At 70.4% G+C, this 21,722-nt stretch carries 22 protein-coding genes; 17 read left to right on the forward strand and 5 right to left on the reverse strand.

The window, feature by feature from the left end; all coding sequences use genetic code 11:
• Positions 1-84 precede the first annotated feature (84 nt).
• The 6 genes from def (at position 85) to ACT54X_RS26170 (ending at position 4,478) form a co-directional block, all read left to right on the forward strand.
• The gene (gene def, locus ACT54X_RS26145; RefSeq protein WP_294376627.1) at positions 85-615 is read left to right on the forward strand and encodes a peptide deformylase; all 531 of its coding nucleotides are present in this window, start codon (positions 85-87) and stop codon (positions 613-615) included.
• On the forward strand, positions 612-1,109 hold the full coding sequence (locus ACT54X_RS26150) for a hypothetical protein (RefSeq protein WP_294376630.1): 498 nt from the start codon (positions 612-614) through the stop codon (positions 1,107-1,109). The genes def and ACT54X_RS26150 overlap by 4 nt, the downstream gene beginning before the upstream one ends.
• 16 nt (positions 1,110-1,125) lie before the next feature.
• The gene (gene fmt, locus ACT54X_RS26155) at positions 1,126-2,124 is read left to right on the forward strand and encodes a methionyl-tRNA formyltransferase (protein ID WP_476349492.1); all 999 of its coding nucleotides are present in this window, start codon (positions 1,126-1,128) and stop codon (positions 2,122-2,124) included.
• Entirely contained in the window at positions 2,124-2,870 is a 747-nt protein-coding gene (locus ACT54X_RS26160) for an AzlC family ABC transporter permease (protein WP_294376638.1), read from the forward strand. Before fmt ends, ACT54X_RS26160 begins: the two co-directional genes overlap by 1 nt.
• Positions 2,867-3,202 (forward strand): AzlD domain-containing protein, encoded by a 336-nt coding sequence (locus ACT54X_RS26165; RefSeq protein WP_354321581.1) that lies wholly within the window; start codon positions 2,867-2,869, stop codon positions 3,200-3,202. The genes ACT54X_RS26160 and ACT54X_RS26165 overlap by 4 nt, the downstream gene beginning before the upstream one ends.
• 82 nt (positions 3,203-3,284) lie before the next feature.
• A complete protein-coding gene (locus ACT54X_RS26170; RefSeq protein ID WP_354321532.1) occupies positions 3,285-4,478 on the forward strand; it encodes a phosphoglycerate kinase in 1,194 nt (397 codons plus the stop codon).
• Positions 4,479-4,641: 163 nt separating this feature from the next.
• Here ACT54X_RS26170 and ACT54X_RS26175 read toward each other — a convergent pair whose 3' ends face one another.
• Complete coding sequence (locus ACT54X_RS26175; protein ID WP_294376644.1) at positions 4,642-5,778, reverse strand: fatty acid desaturase; 1,137 nt, start codon at positions 5,776-5,778, stop codon at positions 4,642-4,644.
• Positions 5,779-5,991: 213 nt separating this feature from the next.
• Between ACT54X_RS26175 and pyk the strand changes: the two genes are divergently transcribed.
• The 4 genes from pyk to ACT54X_RS26195 all read left to right on the forward strand — a co-directional run bounded on the left by pyk (position 5,992) and on the right by ACT54X_RS26195 (position 10,630).
• Positions 5,992-7,437: a pyruvate kinase gene (gene pyk / locus ACT54X_RS26180; RefSeq protein WP_295374871.1), complete on the forward strand. Its 1,446-nt coding sequence runs from the start codon at positions 5,992-5,994 to the stop codon at positions 7,435-7,437.
• Between the two features lie 88 nt (positions 7,438-7,525).
• Positions 7,526-8,446, forward strand: coding sequence for an alpha/beta hydrolase (locus ACT54X_RS26185; protein WP_476349495.1), 921 nt, complete (start codon positions 7,526-7,528; stop codon positions 8,444-8,446).
• Between the two features lie 53 nt (positions 8,447-8,499).
• Positions 8,500-9,564, forward strand: a complete 1,065-nt coding sequence (gene fba, locus ACT54X_RS26190) for a class II fructose-bisphosphate aldolase (RefSeq protein WP_043114233.1) — start codon at positions 8,500-8,502, stop codon at positions 9,562-9,564.
• A 157-nt stretch (positions 9,565-9,721) separates the two neighbouring features.
• Positions 9,722-10,630: a phosphoribosylaminoimidazolesuccinocarboxamide synthase gene (locus ACT54X_RS26195; RefSeq protein WP_476349497.1), complete on the forward strand. Its 909-nt coding sequence runs from the start codon at positions 9,722-9,724 to the stop codon at positions 10,628-10,630.
• A gap of 31 nt (positions 10,631-10,661) precedes the next feature.
• Here the strand turns inward: ACT54X_RS26195 and ACT54X_RS26200 are convergent, their stop codons facing one another.
• From ACT54X_RS26200 to ACT54X_RS26210, 3 genes are all read right to left on the reverse strand, one after another.
• A complete protein-coding gene (locus ACT54X_RS26200) occupies positions 10,662-11,105 on the reverse strand; it encodes an META domain-containing protein (protein ID WP_294376657.1) in 444 nt (147 codons plus the stop codon).
• A gap of 128 nt (positions 11,106-11,233) precedes the next feature.
• Positions 11,234-11,905 (reverse strand): PAQR family membrane homeostasis protein TrhA, encoded by a 672-nt coding sequence (gene trhA, locus ACT54X_RS26205; RefSeq protein WP_294376660.1) that lies wholly within the window; start codon positions 11,903-11,905, stop codon positions 11,234-11,236.
• A 38-nt stretch (positions 11,906-11,943) separates the two neighbouring features.
• Positions 11,944-12,825, reverse strand: a complete 882-nt coding sequence (locus ACT54X_RS26210) for a M48 family metallopeptidase (RefSeq protein ID WP_294376665.1) — start codon at positions 12,823-12,825, stop codon at positions 11,944-11,946.
• A 37-nt stretch (positions 12,826-12,862) separates the two neighbouring features.
• Here ACT54X_RS26210 and ACT54X_RS26215 point away from each other — a divergent pair, with 37 nt between their 5' ends.
• The 7 genes from ACT54X_RS26215 (at position 12,863) to ACT54X_RS26245 (ending at position 21,413) form a co-directional block, all read left to right on the forward strand.
• Complete coding sequence (locus ACT54X_RS26215) at positions 12,863-14,197, forward strand: AmpG family muropeptide MFS transporter (protein ID WP_294376667.1); 1,335 nt, start codon at positions 12,863-12,865, stop codon at positions 14,195-14,197.
• 74 nt (positions 14,198-14,271) lie between these two features.
• Positions 14,272-15,471 (forward strand): beta-ketoacyl-[acyl-carrier-protein] synthase family protein, encoded by a 1,200-nt coding sequence (locus tag ACT54X_RS26220; RefSeq protein ID WP_294376670.1) that lies wholly within the window; start codon positions 14,272-14,274, stop codon positions 15,469-15,471.
• Positions 15,468-16,274 carry a beta-ketoacyl synthase chain length factor gene (locus ACT54X_RS26225; protein WP_294376673.1) on the forward strand — a complete coding sequence of 269 codons (807 nt, stop codon included), beginning with the start codon at positions 15,468-15,470 and terminating at the stop codon, positions 16,272-16,274. The genes ACT54X_RS26220 and ACT54X_RS26225 overlap by 4 nt, the downstream gene beginning before the upstream one ends.
• Positions 16,275-16,295: 21 nt before the next feature.
• Positions 16,296-17,951: an NAD(P)/FAD-dependent oxidoreductase gene (locus ACT54X_RS26230; protein ID WP_354321529.1), complete on the forward strand. Its 1,656-nt coding sequence runs from the start codon at positions 16,296-16,298 to the stop codon at positions 17,949-17,951.
• Between the two features lie 152 nt (positions 17,952-18,103).
• Entirely contained in the window at positions 18,104-18,823 is a 720-nt protein-coding gene (locus ACT54X_RS26235; protein ID WP_294376677.1) for a response regulator, read from the forward strand.
• Positions 18,824-18,833: 10 nt separating this feature from the next.
• Positions 18,834-20,018 (forward strand): ATP-binding protein, encoded by a 1,185-nt coding sequence (locus ACT54X_RS26240; protein ID WP_294376679.1) that lies wholly within the window; start codon positions 18,834-18,836, stop codon positions 20,016-20,018.
• 144 nt (positions 20,019-20,162) lie between these two features.
• On the forward strand, positions 20,163-21,413 hold the full coding sequence (locus ACT54X_RS26245) for an O-antigen ligase family protein (RefSeq protein ID WP_294376683.1): 1,251 nt from the start codon (positions 20,163-20,165) through the stop codon (positions 21,411-21,413).
• A 99-nt stretch (positions 21,414-21,512) separates the two neighbouring features.
• On the opposite strand, the gene ACT54X_RS26250 is transcribed toward ACT54X_RS26245, so the two are convergent.
• Positions 21,513-21,722 carry a zinc-finger domain-containing protein gene (locus tag ACT54X_RS26250; RefSeq protein WP_017758891.1) on the reverse strand — a complete coding sequence of 70 codons (210 nt, stop codon included), beginning with the start codon at positions 21,720-21,722 and terminating at the stop codon, positions 21,513-21,515.

Genomic DNA, 21,722 nt, shown 5'->3' on the forward strand with positions numbered 1-21,722 from the left:
CTGCCGGCAGCAACGTCATCCGGGCGCAGCGGCGTCGGGCGGGGGTCGAAATGGCGAAAATAGCCACAACTTTCCGTAAGAGACATGGCCCTGCGAACCATCCTGAGCTATCCCGACCCGCGCCTGCACACCGTGGCCAAGCCCGTGCAGGCCGTCGACGCGCGCATCCGCACCCTGGTGGCCGACATGCTCGAGACCATGTACGAAGCAAGCGGCATCGGCCTGGCCGCCACGCAGATCGACGTGCACGAGCGCCTGGTGGTGATCGACGTGTCCGAGGAGCGCAACGAGCCGCTGGTGCTGATCAATCCCGAGATCGTCTGGGCCAGCGACGAGAAGGTCATGAACGAAGAGGGCTGTCTGTCGGTGCCGGGCATCTACGACGGCGTGGAGCGTTCCACCGCCGTGCGCGTGCAAGCGCTCGACGCCGACGGCAACCCGCAGACCATCGAGGCGGAGGGTCTGCTGGCGATCTGCATCCAGCACGAGCTCGACCATCTGCTGGGCAAGGTGTTCGTCGAATACCTGTCGCCGCTCAAGCGAAACCGCATCAAGACCAAGCTGCTGAAGGCGCAGCGCGACGTGCAACGCGAGGGCGGGCGGCGCAGCGCATGAGCACCGGCCGTCGCCTCGCCCTCGGGTGCGCACTGGCCGCCGCCGCCTGGCTGGTGGGCTGCGCCAGCGAACCGCAATGGGTGCCGCCGGGCGCCCCGCGCGCCGAGGTGCTGCAGCGGCTCGGTGCGCCCACGGCCACCTATCCGCTGCCCGCGGGCGAACGCCTGCAGTACTCCCGCCAACCCGCCGGATTCGAGGTCAACAACGTCGACCTGGACGCCAGTGGCCGCGTCGTCGCCGTGACACAGGAACTGGACGAGGGCCGTTTCGGCCAGATCCTCGTCGACCAGTGGCGGGTGGCCGACGTGCTGCGCGCCTTCGGCCGGCCGGAGGAGATCTCGCGCGTATGGTCGTTCCAGGGCGACGTATGGCAGTGGCGCTACCGCCAGCTGAGCACACCGCGCCTGCTCTACATCTACATCGACCCCCAGGGCGTGGTGCGCCGCTACCACACGGGCGACGACCTGCGCTTCGTGCCGCCCAACCGTCCTTGAAAGCATTTCCCCACCGATGAGGATCGTCTTCGCGGGCACGCCCGAATTCGCCCGCGTGGCGCTCGAAGCCCTGGATGCCGCCGGCATCGAGATCGCCCTGGTCCTGACTCAGCCCGACCGCCCTGCCGGCCGCGGCATGAAGCTGCAGGCCTCGCCGGTCAAGGCGCATGCCCTGACCCGGGGATGGCCGGTAGCCCAGCCACGCAGCCTGCGCCTGGATGGCAAGTACCCCGAGGACGCCGCCCAGGCGCGCGAGCAGCTGGCGGCCGCCCGGGCCGATGCCATGGTCGTGGCCGCCTACGGCCTGATCCTGCCGCAGTGGGTGCTGGACCTGATGGCCGGCCAGGGCGAAGGGGCGCCGGCCGGCACCCAGGCCTTGGGCTGCCTCAATATCCACGCCAGCCTGCTGCCCCGCTGGCGCGGCGCGGCCCCGATCCACCGCGCCATCGAGGCCGGCGATGCCGAAACGGGCGTGACCATCATGCAGATGGACGCCGGCCTGGACACGGGCGACATGCTGCTGGCCGAATCCCTCGCCATCGGCGCCCAGGAAAGCACCGGCCAGTTGCACGACCGGCTGGCCGCGATGGGCGGTCGGCTGATCGTGCAGGCGCTGCGCCAGGCGGAGACCGGGCCGCTGCCGCGCACGCCCCAGCCGGCCGAGGGTGTGACCTACGCCCACAAGATCGAGAAGGCCGAGGCCCGCATCGACTGGACGCAGGACGCCGCCACCCTGGCCCGCCGGGTGCGCGCCTTCGATCCCTTCCCGGGGGCCGTGGCCGAGCTGGACGGCCAGCCGCTGAAGATCTGGGCGGCACATGCACGACCCGCGGCTGGCGCCACCGGCCCGGTGCCGGGCACCGTGCTGCGCGCCGATGCCGACGGTGTCGTCATCGCGGCCGGCGGCGGCAGCCTGCTGGTGGCCACGCAATTGCAGCGGGCCGGCGGCAAGCGCCTGGCGGCGGCCGACTTCCTGCGCGGGGCGCCCCTGGCCGCCGGCACGGTGCTGGCCTGATGTTCTGGTCGTCCGCCCTCCGCCGGCGGCTGGCTTTCCGCGAGGGCGCCCGGCTGATGACGCCGGTGGCGCTGGGCATTGGCGCCTGGGGCCTGATGACCGGCGTGGCCATGGTGAAGGCCGGCCTGTCGCCGCTGGAGGCCGTGCTGATGACGCTGCTGGTCTACGCAGGCAGCGCCCAGCTGGCCGCCGTGCCGCTGCTGGTGGCGGGCGCACCGGCCTGGGTGATCCTGGCCACCGCCTTCTGCGTCAACCTGCGCTTCGTCGTCTTCAGCCTGCACCTGCGCCACTACCTGATGCACATGCCGCGCTGGCGTCGCCTGGTGCACGGCTACCTGACGGGCGACCTGAGCTATGCCGTCTTCACCCGTCGTTATCCGCAGCCACCCACCACCCAGGCCGAGCGCGACGACCAGGAGGCGTACCTCGTGGGCGGCTACACCGTCAACTGGAGCTGCTGGATCCTGCTGAGCCTCGCCGGCGTCGCGCTTGCTGAACTGATTCCCCAGCGCTGGGGCCTGGGCTTCGCCGGCGTGCTGGCGCTGGTGGGCATCCTGGCGTCGATGGTCACCACCCGTCTGCAGGTGCTGGCGCTGCTCATCGCCAGCGCCACCGCGGTGGCGGCCTACGCCCTGCCCCTGCGGCTGAACATCGTGGTGTCCATCGGCCTGGCGGTGCTGGCCTGCTTCTGGCTCGAACAGCAGTTGGGCCGCCTGGCCCGCGGCCGCACCGGAGAGGCGGGCTGATGCAGACCGATCCGTGGACCGTCGCCATCATTCTGGGCCTGGCCGTGGTGACCGTGGTTACGCGCTGCTTCTTCTTCATCAGCGAGCGCAGCCTGCCGCTGCCGGCCTGGGTGCACCGGGCCCTGCGCTACGCACCGGTGGCCGCGCTGGCCGCCGTGGTGGCGCCCGAGGTGGTGATGAGCGGCGGGCACCTGGTCCCCTCCTGGCAGGATGCGCGCCTTTTCGCCGCCGCCGTGGGCGCGGCGCTGTACTTCTGGCGGCGCAGCACCCTCATCACGATGGCCGGCGGCATGGCGGTGTACCTGCCCCTGCACCTGGGATTGGGCTGGTAGCGGCAAAGCCGCTCCCTACAATGGCCTGTTGCCCGTCCCGCACGCGGACGGCGCCGAGACAACTTCCTCCCAAGCCGCAACCATGAACGTCATCCGCTTCTCCGATCTGTGTGCACAAGGCAAGGCCCAGGGCCGCCGGGTCTTCATCCGCGCCGACCTGAACGTTCCGCAGGACGACGACGGCCGCATCACCGAAGACACGCGCATCCGCGCCTCGGTGCCCTGCATCCAGATGGCGCTGGACGCCGGCGCGGCAGTGATGGTCACCTCGCACCTGGGCCGCCCGACCGAGGGCGCCTTCAAGCCCGAGGATTCGCTGGCCCCTGTCGCCCAGCGCCTGGGCGAGCTGCTGGGCCGCGACGTGCGCCTGGTGGCCGACTGGACCGACGGCGTGCAGGTCGCCCCGGGCGAGGTCGTGCTGCTGGAGAACTGCCGCCTGAACAAGGGCGAGAAGAAGAACGACGAGGCGCTGGCCCGCAAGATGGCCGCGCTGACCGACATCTACGTCAACGACGCCTTCGGCACCGCCCACCGCGCCGAGGCCACCACCTACGGCATCGCCCAGTTCGCACCCGTGGCCTGCGCCGGCCCGTTGCTGGCGGCCGAGATCGACGCCATCACCAAGGCCCTGGCCGCGCCCAAGCGGCCGCTGGTGGCCATCGTGGCCGGCTCCAAGGTGAGCACCAAGCTGACCATCCTCAAGAGCCTGTCCGCCAACGTGGACCAGCTGATCGTGGGCGGTGGCATCGCCAACACCTTCATGCTGGCCGCCGGCCTGCCCATCGGCAAGTCGCTGGCCGAGGCCGATCTGGTCGACGAGGCCAAGGCCGTGATCGAGGCCATGCGCGCCCGCGGCGCCGCCGTGCCGATCCCGGTGGACGTGGTGACGGCCAAGAGCTTCTCGGCCGACGCGCCCGCTACCGTCAAGCCCGCCACCGAGGTGGCCGAGGACGACCTGATCCTCGACATCGGCCCGCAGACCGCCGAGCAGCTCGCCGCCCAGCTGCGCGAGGCCGGCACCATCGTCTGGAACGGCCCGGTCGGCGTGTTCGAGTTCGACGCCTTCGCCAAGGGCACCGAGGCCATCGCCCGCGCCATCGCGGCGAGCAGCGCCTTCTCCATCGCCGGCGGCGGCGACACGCTGGCGGCTATCGCCAAGTACGGCATCGAGAAGGACGTGGGCTACATCTCCACCGGCGGCGGCGCCTTCCTGGAAGTGCTGGAAGGCAAGAAGCTGCCGGCTTTCGAGATCCTGGAAAAGCGCGCAGCGGGCTGAGCGTCCGGAGGCGGCGCGGCGGCGCCTGGGTACCGCCACCGCCTCACCTGCCAGCCAAGCCGTCCGCCCAACAAAAAACCCGGTCCGCATTGCTGCGGCACCGGGTTTTTTGTTTTGTCGCCGCACGCGGCGGCAGGCCGCTGCGGGGGATCAGGTCGTCACGTCAGGCCGGACGGGCGACGGCTTCGGCCGCCTGCGGCGGCACCAACGAGCGCAGCTCGCTCGTGGCGCGGCCCTTGAAGTCGGTCCAGCACTGGCGCGTGAAGTCATAAAGCTTGCAGGCGCGGGCGGTGTCGAAGTACCACTTCCACGAGAAGCGCTGGATGATGATGCGGCCGGGCAGCATCTGCTCGAGCACCTTCTGCGTTTCCTTGAGCTTGTACAGCGGGATGCTCATGTCCACGTGGTGGGCGGTGTGCTCCATGATGTGGTGCATCAGCGCGCCGATCCGGAACGGAAAGGTCAGGTGGACGGTGGTGGAGACGAAGGGCTGGGCGCGCTGCCAGGCGGCCTTCTCGTTGTGCCACTGCACCTTGACGTGGGTGTGGTGGCCATAGATGACGAAGCCCATCATGTTGAACCAGAACACCATCGGCACCACGAAGCCCAGCAGCACCAGCAGCCAGGCCGACTGGCCGCTGGCGAAGGCGGCGCCGACCAGGGCGGCGATCCACACCAGCGCGAAGCCGCTGACCAGCAGGCAGTCGCGGGTGAAGACCGGGCGGTAGGTATTGCCCATGATCTTCTTGCTGGGGAACATCATCTTGGCCCACCAGATCTCCACGGCGTAGTACAGGCCCGGGCCCCAGCCGCTGCGGTAGATGCGCTCGGCCACGCGGCGCATCGGCGACATGGCGCGGTACTCATCCTGCGTCATGGGGGCCCAGACGAAGTCCACGCCCTTGAGGTTGGTGAAGCCGTGGTGCACCACGTTGTGACCCATGTCCCAGAGGCTGTAGGCCGTGAGCGAGGGCAGGAAGGCGATGCGGCCCAGCCACTTGTTGAGGCGGCGGTTCTCGGTCAGGCTCTGGTGGCAGCCGTCGTGCCCAATGATGAACAGGCGGCCGATGACGAAGCCGGCAGCCAGGGCGGCCAGCAGCTTGAGCCAGACGGAATCGACCAGCACCACGGCGGCCATCAGGCCGAAGAAGAGGAGGTAGTCGAGCGTGAGGAGCGCGAAGGCGCGCCAAGTGCTGCGCTGCGCCAGGGGCGTCAGCCAGCTGCGGATGATCTTGCGGTGCGGCAGCGGCGCGCTGGGCTCAAGCGGCTCGGGCAGCGAGAGTTCGGGTCTGTAAGCCATTGAAAAATAGGCGGTTTTCGAATCTGGACAACCGTCGACGATAACCGATGCGGCTTTCCCGAGGATGACGGCCGTCAAATCGGCCCCGCATGTCATGCCGATAAGCCCTATTCCTTGACGGCATGGGAGCAGCGCGAGGCACCTCCGGGCCTTTGGGTGAGAATTCTTCGCCGCCCGGGCTTTTCGGGCGGCGCGACCTGGAGACTCCCGCACATGGCCCCCCGCATTCCCCGCCACGCCACCAAGATCGTCGCCACGCTCGGCCCCGCGTCCAGCACGCCCGCGCTGATCGAGCAGATGATCGTCCACAAGGTCAGCGTGGTGCGCCTGAACTTCAGCCACGGCCAGGCCCAGGACCACATCGACCGCGCCGCCATGGTGCGCGAGGCCGCCCGCCGTGCCGGCCGCGAGGTGGCCATCATGGCCGACCTGCAGGGCCCCAAGATCCGCGTGGGCAAGTTCGCCGAGGGCAAGGTCTGGCTGGAGCCCGGCGCGCCCTTCGTGCTGGACGCCGCCCGCCTGGAGCCCGGCGACGTCCAGGCCGTGGGCCTGGACTACAAGGACCTGCCGCGCGACGTGAAGGCCGGCGACCGGCTGCTGCTCAACGACGGCCTGATCGTGCTGCGGGTCGACGGCGTGCGCGGCGATGCGGTGCACACCACCGTGCTGGTGGGCGGCGAGCTCTCCAACAACAAGGGCATCAACAAGGAAGGCGGCGGCCTCACGGCCCCGGCGCTCACGGCCAAGGACATGGAGGACATCAAGACCGCCATGAGCTTCCAGGCCGACTACGTGGCGGTGAGCTTTCCCAAGAACGCCACCGACATGGAGATGGCCCGCCAGCTCTGCAACGTGGCCGGCGCCGAGTGGGGCCACAAGCCGGGCCTGATCGCCAAGATCGAGCGTGCCGAGGCCATCCCGCGGCTGGAGGAGATCCTGCGCGCCAGCGACGGCATCATGGTGGCCCGCGGCGATCTGGCGGTGGAGGTGGGCAATGCCGCCGTGCCGGCGCTGCAGAAGAAGATGATCCGCATGGCCCGCGAGATGGACCGCGTGGTCATCACCGCCACGCAGATGATGGAATCGATGATCGCCAACCCCGTGCCCACCCGCGCCGAGGTGAGCGACGTGGCCAACGCCGTGCTGGACGGCACCGACGCCGTCATGCTGTCGGCCGAGACGGCCTCCGGCCGCTACCCGCTGGAGACGGTCAAGGAGATGAGCCGCATCTGCGAGGCAGCCGAGCAGGCCGAGGACACCTCGCGCGACCTGGACTTCAGCGGCCAGCACTACACCCGCATCGACCAGTCCATCGCCATGGGCGCGCTGTTCACGGCGCACCACCTGGGCGCCAAGGCCATCGTGGCGCTGACCGAATCGGGTTCCACCGCGCTGTGGATGAGCCGCCATGCGGCGCACATCCCGGTCTATGCCCTGACCGCGCGGCTGACGACGCAGCGGCGCATGGCGCTCTACCGCAACGTGCGCCCGCTGCTGACGGAGACACAGAACGACCGCGATGCCGCCCTCCACCAGGCGGAGGAACACCTCAAGAAGCGCGGCATCGTCCAGAGCGGCGATGTGTACGCCATCACTTGCGGCGAGCCGATGGGGGCGCCCGGCGGCACCAACATGCTGAGGATCTGCACGGCGTCCTGAACGCCGGCCAGCCGGGCCGCCCCGCCGGCCGCGTAGGACAGCGGCGCGCGCCGGAAACCAAAGCGGCGGCGCCTGCGTATGGGAAGGCATGCCTTCCCACCCTCCCCTGCTGCGCACCGTCGCGGCCGCGCTCGCCGTCGTGGCCGGCGCGCTCTCGCTGGGCGCCTGCTCCCCCATCAAGCTGGTCGACCGGCTCACGCCCACCGACACCTACACCGTCCAGAACGACATCGCCTACGGCAGCGAGCCGCGCCAGCGGCTGGACGTGTACCAGCCGCTGGCGCGCACGGCGCCTGCGGCCGGCCGGCGGCCTCTGGTGGTCTTCTTTTATGGCGGCACCTGGACCACGGGCGAACGGGCCCAGTACCGCTTCGTCGGCGAGGCGCTGGCCTCGCGCGGCGCCATCGTGGCCGTGGCCGACTACCGGCTCTCGCACGAAGTGCGCTATCCGGCCTTTGTGCAGGACAGCGCACGGGCCGTGAAATGGGGGCTGGACAACGCCGCCCGCCTGGGCGCGGACCCGGCCCAGGTCTATGTCATGGGACACAGCTCGGGCGCCTACAACGCGGCCATGGTGGCGCTCGATCCGCGCTGGCTCCAGGCGCTCGGGGCGAGTCCTCGGCAACTGGCCGGATGGATCGGCCTGGCCGGGCCCTACGACTTCCTGCCCATCGGCGACCCGGACGTGAAGCGCGCCTTCGACTGGCCGCGCACGATGCCCGAATCGCAGCCGATCAACCATGTCTCGGCCGCCGCGCCGCGCACGCTGCTCATGGCGGCCAGCCGGGACAACCTGGTCGACCCGCATCGCAACACCGCCCAGATGGCGCGCAAGCTGGAGGTGGCAGGCGTGCCGGTGGAGGTCCACACCTTCGACAACCTCAGCCACATCACGCTGATGGGCGCCGTCGCCACCCGCGTGCAGTGGATCGGCGGACCGGTGATGCCGCCGCTTCTGCACTTCCTCGGACTGGCGCCGTCGGACCCATCCCACAGGCCCCCTCAGTAGAATCGTTGGAATTTTTTCGCACTTTTCCACGATTAATTTAAGAGGACATCACCATGGCACTTGTCTCGATGCGCGAGTTGCTGGACCACGCCGCCGCCAACGGCTACGGCATTCCGGCCTTCAACGTGAACAACCTGGAGCAAGTGCAGGCCGTGATGGCCGCTGCCGACGAAGTCGGCGCCCCGGTGATCCTGCAGGCCAGCGCCGGCGCCCGCAAATATGCCGGCGAGCACTTCATCAAGCACCTGATCCAGGCGGCGACCGAGGCCTATCCGCACATCCCGCTGGTGATGCACCAGGACCATGGCACCAGCCCCAAGATCTGCGCTGGCGCCATCGACCTGGGTTTCGGCTCGGTGATGATGGACGGCTCGCTGCGTGAGGACGGCAAGACCCCGGCCGACTTCGCCTACAACGTGGAAGTGACCCGCAAGGTCGTCGAGATGGCCCACAAGGTCGGCGTGACCGTCGAGGGCGAGCTGGGCTGCCTGGGCAACCTGGAAACCGGCGATGCCGGCGAGGAAGACGGCATCGGCGCCGAAGGCAAGCTGGACCACAGCCAGATGTTGACCGACCCCGAGGAGGCCGCCCAGTTCGTCAAGGCCACCCAGTTGGACGCCCTGGCCATCGCCATCGGCACCAGCCACGGCGCCTACAAGTTCAGCCGTCCGCCCACGGGCGACATCCTGGCGATCAGCCGCGTGAAGGAAATCCACGCCCGCATCCCCAACACCCACCTGGTGATGCACGGTTCGTCGTCGGTGCCGCAGGAGCTGCGCGCCATCATCAACCAGTACGGCGGCCAGATGAAGGAAACCTACGGCGTGCCCGTGGCCGAGATTCAGGAAGCCATCAAGTACGGCGTGCGCAAGATCAACATCGACACCGACATCCGCATGGCGATGACCGGTGCCGTGCGCAAGTTCATGGCCGAGAACCCCGAGAAGTTCGACATGCGCGAGTGGATGAAGCCGGCCCGCGAAGCCGCCAAGGCCGTGTGCAAGCAGCGCTACCTGGAATTCGGCTGCGAAGGCCAGGCTGGCAAGATCAAGGGCGCGGGCCTGCAGGTGATGGCCGCCAAGTACGCCCAGGGCGAGCTGGCGCAGGTCGTCCAATAAACCATCGGACAGGCGCCGGCGCCTTCCGGACCGGCCACCGCCCGCGCGGTGGCTTTTTTTCGCGCGCGACACGCATACAGGCGGTGACACCGGCCTGTCACCACCCGCGGATAATCGCGCGCTGCTTTCCTCCTTCACCCTGCCGCCCGGCACCTCCATGGCCACGACCGTCCATACCTCCTCCATCCAGAGCCTGCCCCTGCTTGCACGCGGCAAGGTGCGCGACAACTACGCCGTCGGCGAGGACCGCATCCTCATGATCGCCAGCGACCGGCTGTCGGCCTTCGACGTCATCATGGGCGAGCCGATCCCGGGCAAGGGCGAGATCCTGACCAAGATGGCGCTGTGGTGGTTCGACCGCCTGGGCGGCATCTGCCCCAACCACCTGACCGGCGAGGCGCCCGAGAGCGTGGTGCGCCCGGAAGAGGTGGCGCAGGTCACGGGCCGCTCGATGCTGGTCAAGCGCCTCAAGCCCATTCCGGTCGAAGCCGTGGTGCGCGGCTACCTGGCCGGCAGCGGCTGGAAGGAATACCAGGAGAACCGCGAAGTCTGCGGCGTGCCGCTGCCCGAGGGACTCGTCAATTCGGCCAAGCTGCCGCGCGCCATCTTCACGCCCGCCGCCAAGGCCGCCGTGGGCGAGCACGACGAGAACATCAGCTACGAGCGCGTGGTCGAAATGATCGGCCCGCAGCTGGCCCAGCAGATCCGCGAGACCAGCATCGCGCTGTACGAGACGGCGGCCGAGATCGCGCTGCAGCGCGGCATGATCATCGCCGACACCAAGTTCGAGTTCGGCCTGGACGAAACCGGCCAGCTGGTGCTGATGGACGAGGTGCTCACACCCGACAGCTCGCGCTACTGGCCGGTGGAAGGCTACGAGGCCGCGCTGGCTGCCGGCACCAACCCCCCGAGCTACGACAAGCAGTTCGTGCGCGACTGGCTGGAGGCCGTGCGCATCAACGGCAAGCCCTGGGACAAGACGCCGCCCGCGCCGCGCCTGCCCAACGACGTGACCGAACGCACCGCGGCGAAGTACCGCGAGGCGCTGGAACGCCTGACCGGCTGAGCAGCCGGCGGCAGGGCGACAGGCGCAGCCCTCAGCGCTGCAGCATCGCCACCGTACGCCCGCTGCCGTCGAGCAGCACGAGGCGCGCCGGCGCCTGCAGGCGGTAGCTCGCCGTGGACTGCAGGGCCTGGAAGAACTGCATTTCGCGCTGCCCGCGCTCGGGTGCGACGCAGGCCATGCGGGTGGCTGCCAGCTGGCCGATGCGCAGCTGGCTGGCCGTGCGGCTGTAGGTGCCCGAAAAGCGGTTGCAGCCGCCACTGCCGACGGCCCGGCCGTCGCTGCCGAACTGCACCGAGGGCGTGCCCTGCGGATCGCCACCACCGTCCACCATCTCGCCCTGCAGCTGGACCAGGCGCCACGTCGGCCCCTCGATGGGCTCGTCCAGGCTGACGCCGCTGCCGCAGGCCGCGAGCGACAGGACGGCAGGCAGTGCGAAGGCCAGAAGGAGTCGGTGTCGGCGAGCGATGGCGGGCATGGAGGGTGCGTCCTTTCGGCGGGAAGTGGGGCCGCGGCATCGTACCCGGGGGCACCGTGTCGCCGCGTCGGCGCAGGCCGGCAACCGCGAGGCCCGGCCGTGTTGCGGAGCGGGCCGGAACAGCCCCCTCAGGCCGGCAGCGCCGCCGGCGCGCCCGAATGCCAGAGCACGGCAAAGAAGTGGCACACGCTGCCACCCAGCACGAACAGGTGCCACACGAAGTGCGCATAGCGCAGCTTCGAGTCGAAGAGGAACACGACGGCCCCCGCCGTGTACGAGACGCCGCCGGCCACCAGCCAGGCCAGGCCGGCGCCCGACATGCGCTCGACCAGCGGCACCGCCGCCACGATGGCCACCCAGCCCATCGCCACGTACAGGCCGGTGGACCACAGCGGGTGCTTGAGCCGGTCGAAGAGCTTGGCCGCCACCCCCACCGCGGCCGCGGCCCAGACGATGGCGAACAGCGTCCAGCCCCAGGTGCCGCGCAGCACGCCCAGCACGAAGGGCATGTAGCTGCCGGCGATGAAGAGGTAGATGGAGGCATGGTCCAGCCGGTTGAACCACAGCTTGGCCCGGCCCGCCGGCAGCGCGTGGTACAGGGTGGAGACCAGGTACAGCACGATGGCCGTGCCGGCGAACAGGCTGGCCCCCACCACCTCGGCAACGTGGCCGCGCGCAGCAGCGTGGTGCACCAGGATCGGCAGCGAGGCCATGGCCAGCAGGGCGCCCAGGCCGTGGCTCAGGGCGTTGGCGATCTCCTCGCCGAGGGTCTGGTCACGCAGTTCACTGAGAAGGGACATGAGTCGGTTCAAGCAAGGGCCAGGCCGCGCCCGGCGCATCAGCTGCGTCGCGCGGCGCGGTAAAGGCCTTCGACCTTCGGCACGTTCTGCTCCAGCACGCGGATGCGGTCGGGCCCGGTCGGATGGGTGGACAGGAAGCTCAGGCCGCCCTGGCTCTTGGAGACCTGGGCCATCTTGGTCCAGAGGCTGACGGCGGCCTGGGGTTGGAAGCCGCCGCGGGCGGCGAGTTCCAGGCCGACGAGGTCCGCCTCGGTCTCGTCGTCGCGGCTGAACTTGAGGGAGATCAACTGCGTGCCGGCGCGTGCGCCCATGTCGCCCAGCTGGCCCAGCCCCAGCAACTGGGCGCCCAGCTGCAGCGCCATGCCGGTGCCGGCCGTCTTGGCCATGCGCTCGCGCGCATGCTCGCGCAGGGCATGAGCCATCTCGTGGCCCATCACCATCGCCGTCTCGTCGTCGCTGAGCTTGAGCTGGTCCAGGATGCCGGTGAAGAAGGCGATCTTGCCGCCCGGCATGCAGAAGGCGTTGACCTGCTTGCTGCCGATCAGGTTGACCTCCCACTTCCAGCCGGCGGCCCGGTCGTTCCATTGGCGCGTGTAGGGGATGAGGCGCTGTGCGATGCCGCGCAGACGCACCAGCTGCGGATGCTCGGGGCCGGCCAGCGCGCGCTGGCTGCGGGCCTTGGCGATCAGATCGCCGTACTGCTGCACGGCCGCGCCTTCGATCTGATCGGCCGGCACCAGGTTGCGCGCGGCCGACAGCGGCCCCACGTCGACCTGGGCCGCCACCGGCAGCGCGGCGCCGGCGGCTGCAGCGGCGCCCGCCAGCAGGAAGGCCCGGCGGGGTTGCCAGCGGGGCTGCGCCGGGCCCTCGTCGTCGACAGGGGTGGCGGCGGCAGAACGCAGGTCGCAGAGCAGGCACATGGTGGGCGGAATAATAAGGTTGCAACCTTCCTCCTCCATGTCCAATCCCCCAGCCGTCACTCCCGAATTGCCCAGGCAACCCTGGCGCGAAACCCTGCGCGTGTACCTGGAGCCGGCCTCGCTGCGCATGTTCGCCCTCGGCTTCGCGGCCGGCCTGCCGCTGCTGCTGGTGCTGGGCACGCTGAGCTTTCGCCTGCGCGAGGCCGGTGTCGACCGCGCCACCATCGGTTACCTGAGCTGGGTGGGCCTGGCCTACGGCTTCAAGTGGGTGTGGGCGCCGCTGGTCGACCGGCTGCCGCTGCCGCCGCTGACCACGGTGCTGGGTCGACGCCGCGGCTGGCTGCTGCTGTCGCAGGCCATGGTCATCGCGGGCCTGGTGGGCATGGCCCTGAACGATCCGCGCGCCGGACTGGAGCCGCTGGTGCTGTGCGCCGTGCTGGTGGCCTTCGGCTCGGCCACGCAGGACATCGCGCTGGACGCCTTCCGCATCGAATCGGCCGAGGCCCGCAAGCAGGCCGCGCTGGCGGCGGCCTACCAGACAGGCTACCGCCTGGCCATGATCTGGGCCGGTGCCGGCGTGCTGTGGGTGGCGGCCTGGGCCGAGGGCAGCGCCACCGGCGCCTACCAGAACGGCGGCTGGCGCACGGCCTACCTGGTGATGGCCGGCTCCATGGTGGTGGGCGTGCTGACGGTGCTGCTATCGGCCGAGCCCGTGCGCGTGCCGCTGCCGCCCGCCCGCTCGGCCGGCGAATGGCTGCGCAACACGCTGGTGGAGCCCTTTGCCGACTTCCTGCGCCGCTACCGCTGGCAGGCGGTGCTGATCCTGTCGCTGATCGCCATCTACCGCATCAGCGACGTCGTGATGGGCATCATGGCCAACCCCTTCTACGTGGACATGGGCTTCACCAAGGACGAGGTGGCCACGGTGAGCAAGGTCTACGGCGTCATCATGACCCTGGTCGGCGCCTTCGTCGGCGGCGTGCTGGCCATGCGCCTGGGCGTGATGCGGGTGCTGATGCTGGGCGCCGTGCTCAGCGCTGCCAGCAACCTGCTGTTCGCCTGGATGACTACCCGCGGCCATGATGTGACGGCGCTGGTGGCGGTGGTGTCGGCCGACAACCTGGCCGGAGGCATCGCCTCGGCCGCCTTCATCGCCTACCTCTCCAGCCTGACCAACGTGAGCTACTCGGCCACGCAGTACGCGCTGTTCAGCTCGCTGATGCTGCTGCTGCCCAAGTTCGTGGCCGGCTTCTCGGGGGCCTTCGTCGAGGCCTACGGCTACGCCACCTTCTTCACCGGCACGGCGCTGCTGGGCCTGCCGGTGCTGGCGCTGGTGGCGCTGGCCATGCGGGCCGCCCGCCGACCCGTGTAGCGAGAGGTCTTCAGCACCGCGGGCCCGGCGGCTGTTACGCTCCCGCCTCGTTCCTGAAACCTGCCCGCCGCACCGTGCCGCAGAAGATCCCGCCCCTCGTCATCACGGCCTACACGGCCACCACCGCCCTGGGCACCGGCCTGGAGGCGCTGCGCAGCGCGCTGGCCGCCTCGCGCAGCGGCCTGCGTCCCAACGATTTCGGCGAGCCGACCGAACAGCGCCTGCCCACCTGGATCGGCCGCGTGCCCGGCGTCGAGGACGTGGTGCTGCCGCCCGAGCTCGCGCCCTGGGATTGCCGCAACAACCGCCTGGCCTGGATGGGCCTGAATGCCGACGGCTTCATCGGCGCCGCCCTGGCCGCGCGCGAGCGCCACGGCGCGGACCGCGTCGCCGTGATCATCGGCACCTCCACCTCCAGCATCGGCGAGACCGAACAGGCCTACACCCGGCTGGACGCCGAGGGCCGCTTTCCCGAAGCCATGCGCAACGCGCAGGTCCACACGCCGCATGCACCCGGCCTGTTCGTGCAGCGCGCGCTGGGGCTGACGGGGCCGTGCGAGACGATCTCCACCGCCTGCTCCTCCAGCGCCAAGGTCTTCGCCTCGGCCGAGCGGCTGATCCGCCTGGGCCTGGCCGACGCCGCCGTGGTGGGCGGCGCCGATTCGCTGTGCGGCAGCGTGCTGTTCGGCTTCAACTCGCTGGAGCTGGTGTCGCCCGAGCCCTGTCGGCCCTTCGACGCCGAGCGCCGCGGCATCAGCCTGGGCGAGGCGGCCGGCTTTGCGCTGCTGGAGCGCAGCGGCACCGGCCCGCACCTGCTGGGCCATGGCGAGGCGAGCGACGCGCATCACATGTCCACGCCGCATCCCGAAGGCGCCGGCGCCGAGCGGGCGCTGAACGACGCGCTGGCGCGCGCCGGCCTGGCCACCGACGACATCGACTACATCAACCTGCACGGCACGGCCAGCAGCAAGAACGACGAGGTCGAGGCCGCCCTGGTGGCGCGGCGCTTCCCGGCCCGCACCCATGCCAGCAGCACCAAAGGCTTCACCGGCCACACGCTGGGGGCGGCCGGCATCGTCGAAGCCGCCGTCAGCCTGCTGGCACTGGAGACGGGACTGATGCCCGGCAACATCAACGCGCGGACGTTCGACGCCGTCTGTGGCCCGCAGCTGCGCCGCGAGCCGGCCCAGGGGGAAGTGCGGCACGTGCTGTCCAACTCCTTCGGCTTCGGCGGCAACAACTGCGCGCTGATCTTCGGAAGGGCCGTGCAATGAGCCGGCTGCCCACGCTCTACGTCGAAGGCCCGGCCTTCTGGCATCCGCTGCTGCCTGGCTGGGAGGCGGCCCGCGCCGCCTTCCGTGGCGAAGCGGGCCTGGCCGAAGCTCCGGCCCGCCGCCCGGCGCCGCAGATCCTGGCGCCGGCCGAGCGCCGCCGCGCACCCGACACGGTGGCGCTGGCGCTGGAAGTGGCCAGCGCCGCCGTGGCCGGCTCCGGCCGCGCGGCCGTCGACCTGCCCTGCGTCTTCACCTCGGCCCAGGGCGACCTGGCCATCAGCGACTACATGTGCGCCACGCTCGCGCAGGCGCCCACGCAGCTGTCGCCCATCAAGTTCCACAACTCGGTGCACAACGCCGCCGTGGGCTACTGGACCATCGGCACCGGCTGCCAGCAGGCCAGCAATGCGATCAGCGCCTCGTCGCACAGCTTTGCCGCCGGCCTGCTCGAAGCCGCCACCCAGTGCGCCGCCGACCACCAGGCTGTGCTGCTGGTGGGCTTCGACGCCGAGGCCGCCGGCCCGCTGGCGCAGGTGCACGACACGCACGGCCTGCTGGCCGGCGCCATGGTGCTGGCCCCCGAGGCCAGCGAGCGCACCGTTGCCACGCTGTCCATCGCACTACACAGTGGCGCAGCCATCCCCACGGCATTGCAGTCCGAGGCGGCCCGCGCCCTGCCGCCCAACGCCATGGCCGACTCGCTGCCCTTCTTCGAGGCCCTGGCGCGCGGTCCTGACCCGGGCGGCCAGCCGCTGGTCCTCGCCCTGTCCGACACGCTGGCACTGCACATCACGCTAGGCTGACCGCCCCTTTCAGGAGAGTCCATGCACCCCACGCCCGCCACCCACGACGTCATCATCATGGGGGGCGGCCTGGCAGGACTCACGCTGGCGCTGCAGCTCAAGCGGCGCTTCGGCGACATCGACGTGCTGGTGCTCGAACGCCGCAGCCACCCGGTGCCGCATGCCACGCACAAGGTGGGCGAGTCGTCGGTGGAGATCGGCGCCCATTACTTCGACACCGTGCTCGGACTCAAGCAGCACCTGGACGAAGCGCAGCTGCGCAAGTTCGGCTTCCGCTTCTTCTTCTCTGAAGGCCGGCGCGACCTGGATGCCGTGACCGAGGTCGGCGCGAGCCGGCCGCTGTCGATCCCCAGCTACCAGATCGACCGCGGCATCTTCGAGAACCACCTGGCCGAGGTGGCCGCCGCCCAGGGCGTGCGCTTCGTCGACAACGCGATGGTGCGGCGCATGGCGCTGGACCCCGCCCCGCAGGGCCTGCACCGGATCGAATGGACCGAGGCCGGCGAGCCCCGTGCCGCGCAGTGCCGCTGGGTGGTGGATGCCTGCGGCCGCGCTGGCCTGCTCAAGCGCCAGCTCGGCCTGGTGCAGCCCAACGAGCATCAGGCGCATGCCGTGTGGTTCCGCATCGGCAACCGGCTGACGCTGGACGACTGGGCCCAGGATCCGGACTGGCGCGCGCGCTGCACGCCGGCCGCACGCTGGCTGTCGACCAATCACCTGGTGGGCGCCGGCTACTGGGTGTGGCTGATCCCCTTGGCCTCGGGCTCGCACTCGGTGGGCATCGTGGCCGACCCCGCATTCCACCCGCTGGAGCGCATGGACAGCTTCGACAAGGCCATGGACTGGCTGGCCGAGCACCAGCCGGTGCTCTTCGACGTGCTCGACGGCCAGCGGGACAAACTCCAGGACTTCGCCTTCATGCGCAAGTTCTCCTACGGCTGCAAGAAGGTCTTCAGCGGCGAGCGCTGGGCACTCACGGGCGAGGCGGGGCTGTTCCTCGACCCCTTCTACTCGCCCGGCAGCGACTTCATCGCGATGAGCAACACCTTCATCTGCGACCTCATCGCCCACGACCGCGCGGGCCGCTCGGTGCAGGCGCGCGCGCAACTGTACGACCACATCTACCACTCCTTCTACGACAGCACGCTCGCGCTCTACCAGGGGCAATACGGGCTGTTCGGCGACCCCGAGGTGCTGCCGGTCAAGGTGGTGTGGGACTACACCTACTACTGGGGCGTGCTGTCGCAGCTGTTCTTCCACGAGCGGCTGACCGACGTCGCCACGCTGGGCAACCTGCGCGAGGAACTGCAGCACTGCCAGCAGCTGAACATCGCGATGCAGGGCTTCCTGCGTGCCTGGTCGTCGGTGAGCGAGCGCCGCAACGCGGCACGCATGCTCGACCAGGCGGCGCTGCCGTGGTTTGCCGAGCTCAATGCCAGCCTGCGCGAGTCGCCGCTGCCCGACGCGGCGGCCTTCCAGGCCCGGCTGCGCCAGTGCGTGGCACAGCTGCGCACGCTGGCCCACCAGATCCACCGGCAGGCGCTGGACCAGCACCCCGGGCTGGACGATGGCGCACTGGCCGCGCTGCTGGCCCAGCCCATGCCGCGCACGCCCATCGACCGCGACGCGGCACCGATGCTGTTCGAGCACCTGGCCCGATCCCCCGCGGTGGCCTGAGGCGGAAGGCGACGAGGCAAGCAGCAGGCCGCGGCAGAGGCAGAGGCGGCCGGCAGGCGCTTCGCATGCATCGTCGCGATGCAACCCGGTTTACCCAACTTTACGAAGACTTCAACCGCCCTTGCCGGCGGGCGGCGAGCATTCCCTTCACCATGACGACCCCACAGCTGCTCATGATCGAAGACGACCAGCGCCTGGCGCAGATGGTCGTCGAATACCTGGCCCAGTCCGGCTTCGCCGTCAGCCACGCCGGCGACGGCGCGCGCGGCATGGCGGCGCTGGAGCAGCAATTGCCCGACCTCGTCATCCTCGACCTCATGCTGCCCGATGCCGATGGTCTGGACCTGTGCCGCCGCATCCGCGCCCTGCCCGGCGCGGCCGGCAAGGTGCCGGTGCTGATGCTGACGGCCAAGGGCGACCCCATGGACCGCATCATCGGCCTGGAGCTGGGCGCCGACGATTACCTGCCCAAGCCCTTCGAGCCGCGCGAGCTGCTGGCGCGCATCCGCGCCGTGCTTCGCCGCCGCGGTGAGGGCGGGCTGGCGGCAGGGCCCGAGCCGGCGCGGGGCATGCGCTTCGGCTCACTGGAAATCGACCGCGATGCGCGCACCGTCACCGTGGCCGGCCAGGCGGCCGAACTCACCTCCTACCAGTTCGACCTGCTGGTGGCGATGGCCGAACGCGCGGGCCGCGTGCTCACGCGCGACCAGATCATGGAAGCCGTTCGCGGGCGCGAGCTGGAGGCCTTCGACCGCTCCATCGATGTGCACATGGGCCGCATCCGCGCCGCCATCGAGGCCGACGCAAAGAACCCCAAGCGCATCCTGACCGTGCGCGGCGTGGGCTACGTCTTTGCCAAACAACAGGACTAGCCGGGATTCCATGGTCGGCCTGTTCACCCGCCATCTCTACGTGCGCATCTGGCTGGCCGTGCTGGCCGGCGTGGCCGTGGTCGTGATGGCGGCGGGCTGGGCCTGGAAGGTGGCGGACGACCAGCGCAGCGCCCCGCTGCCGCGCGACGTGACGCTGCGAGACACGCAGAACAACGCCTTTGCCAACGGCAAGTCGGTGCGCACCAGCCGGCCGGGCGAGCCGCTGGAATTCGCCATCTCGCTGGACAACGGCCAGCAGTTCACCATGGAACTGGGCCCGCGCATCGACCGCCGGCCCACGCCGCCGCCCTGGCTCCATCCGCATACCGGCATCTTCTGGCTGCTGGGCATGGTGGGCCTGGCCACCGGCCTGGGGCTGTACCCCATCGTGCGCCGGCTGACGCTGCGCCTCGAAGGCCTGCAGCGCAGCGTGCAGCGCTTCGGCGAAGGCGACCTCTCGGTGCGCGTCGACGACCGCGGCGAGGACGAGGTGGCCGACCTGGCCCGCCGCTTCAACGATGCCGCCACCCGCGTGGAGCAACTGGTGCGCTCGCACAAGTCGCTGCTGGCCAATGCCTCGCACGAGCTGCGCTCGCCGCTGGCGCGCATCCGCATGGGGCTGGAGCTGATGGGCCCCCAGGCCAACAGCGCGGCCCGCGCCGAGATCTCGCGCAACATCGCCGAGCTGGACCAGCTGATCGACGAGATCCTGCTGGCCAGCCGCCTCGACGCCCGCGAAGCCGACGTCGGCACCATCGAGACGGTGGACCTGATGGGCCTGGCCGCCGAGGAATGCGCCCGCGTGGATGCCGACCTGGGCCTGGCCGCGGGCACGGCACTGGACGCGGTGACGGTGCATGGGGTGTCGCGCCTGCTGCGCCGGGCCCTGCGCAACCTGCTGGAGAACGCGCGCCGGCATGGCGGCAGCGGCACGGTGGCCGTCGAGCTGGCGGCCGAGCCGGGCTGGGCGATGCTGCATGTGGACGACCAGGGCCCCGGCGTGCCCGAGGCGCTGCGCGAGCGCATCTTCGAGCCCTTCTACCGCCTGCCCGGTGCCAGCGAGCGCGACGGGGGCGTGGGCCTGGGGTTGGCGCTGGTCAAGTCCATCGCCGAACGGCATGGCGGCGGGGTGCGCTGCACGCGCAGCCCGGCGGGCGGCGCCCGCTTCACCATCCGGCTGCCACGGCCCGCCTGACACGCGCCCGACGGGCCGCCCGCAGGGTCTGCACGATCCTGCCACGGTCGCTTCCTAGAATCGGCAGCCTTTCTCCGGCCACCCGCCGCCTTGTGCTGCACACCAGCCCGCGCGTGCCGACGCCGCGACCAACCGACCCATCCGATGCGCCTTCCCCTTCTTCCCCGCGCCGCCGCCTGCCTGTGGGGCGCGGTGGTGTTCATGCCGGTGGGCCTGAACTACATGGCCTTCCTGCTGCTGCTGGCGACGATGCTGGTGGCAGGCGACTGGCGCGAGCGCGTGGAGCGCCTGGCCCACCATCCGCTGCGCTGGCCCCTCGCGGCGCTGGTGCTGTGGCAGCTGGTCGTGCTGGTCATCGGGCCGCACTACGCCGAGACCGGCGTCAACCTGTGGCACGGCATCCGCATCCCGCTGACCATCCTGCTGGCCCTGATGCTCACCCGCGAGGAGGCGGTGTGGGCGATGCGCGGCTTCCTGGGCATCGCCTTCTTCAACATCGCCTACACGGCGGTGTTCTATTTCATCCTGATGAAGTTCGGCGTGATGCCGCCCATGGGCGTGCTCAAGCCGATGATCATGCTGGTGGGCAACAAGTCGATCAACGATGCGCTGCTCTACACCGTGCTGGGCGGCGCCTCGGCCGCCTGGGCGCTGCAGCGGCTGGTGGAGCACCGGCCCTACCGGGCGGTGGCCGGCTTCGCGCTGACGGCTGCGACGGTCTTCATCGTCAACTGGAACCTGCCTTCGCGCACCTCGCTGCTGGCCATGCTGATCGTGCTGCCCCTGCTGTGCGTGCACCAGTGGCGCAGCCACTGGCGCGGCATGGCCGTGGCGCTGGCGGCCGTGGTGGTGGTGCTCGGCTTCGCGCTGCGCGAGGCGCCGCCCGTGGTCGAGCAGAAGCTGGCCCAGGGTGTGTCGGAGATCGAGGCCGCACGCGCTGGCGCGGTCTCCGAGGGCAGCTGGGTGGTGCGCTACCACATGTACACCGTCACCGGCCGCATGATCGCCGACCGGCCGCTGGCGGGCTGGGGCATCGGCGCCTGGAACCAGATCTGGCGCGAGCGCGGCCCGGCCCTGCTGGCCAACTACAACATGCCGCACAACGACTTCCTGTGGATGGGCTCACAGACCGGTCTGCCCGGCGTGGCCGCGCTGCTGGCCGTGATGCTGTGCGCCGTGTGGCAGGCCTGGAAGCGACCGGACCTGTCTGGCCGCGTGGCCTTCGCCGCCACGCTCATCATGCTGCTGGCCAGCTGCGTCAACTCGGCCCTGCGGGACGCGCAGATCGGGTTGTCGCTGCTGTGGGTGGGGATGGTGTTCCTGCGGCTTTCGCGCGAGCCGGCGGGCGCCTGGCTGGCGGTGCTGCCACGGCGCTGGCGAGGCGCCTCGGTCTAGCACTGCCGCCAGAAACGACAAGGCCGCCGGGGATGACCCGGCGGCCTTGTTTCGTTCTGGCGTAGGGCCCGCGAATCGAGGGCCCGGGTGGCGCCTGCCTCAGTGGCCGCCGGCCACCACCTCGCCCGCCTTCAGGCGGTACAGCGTGCCGCAATACGGGCACTTGGCCTCGCCCGTGCGGGCGACGTCCAGGTACACCTTGGGATGGGTGTTCCACAGCTTCATGTCGGCCTTGGGGCTGGGACAGAAGACGCCGCCCTGGTGGTTCAGGTCCTTGGCGGCGAGTTCGACGACGGCGGAAGTGGACAT

This window comes from Pseudacidovorax sp. DMC4 (assembly GCF_056314265.1).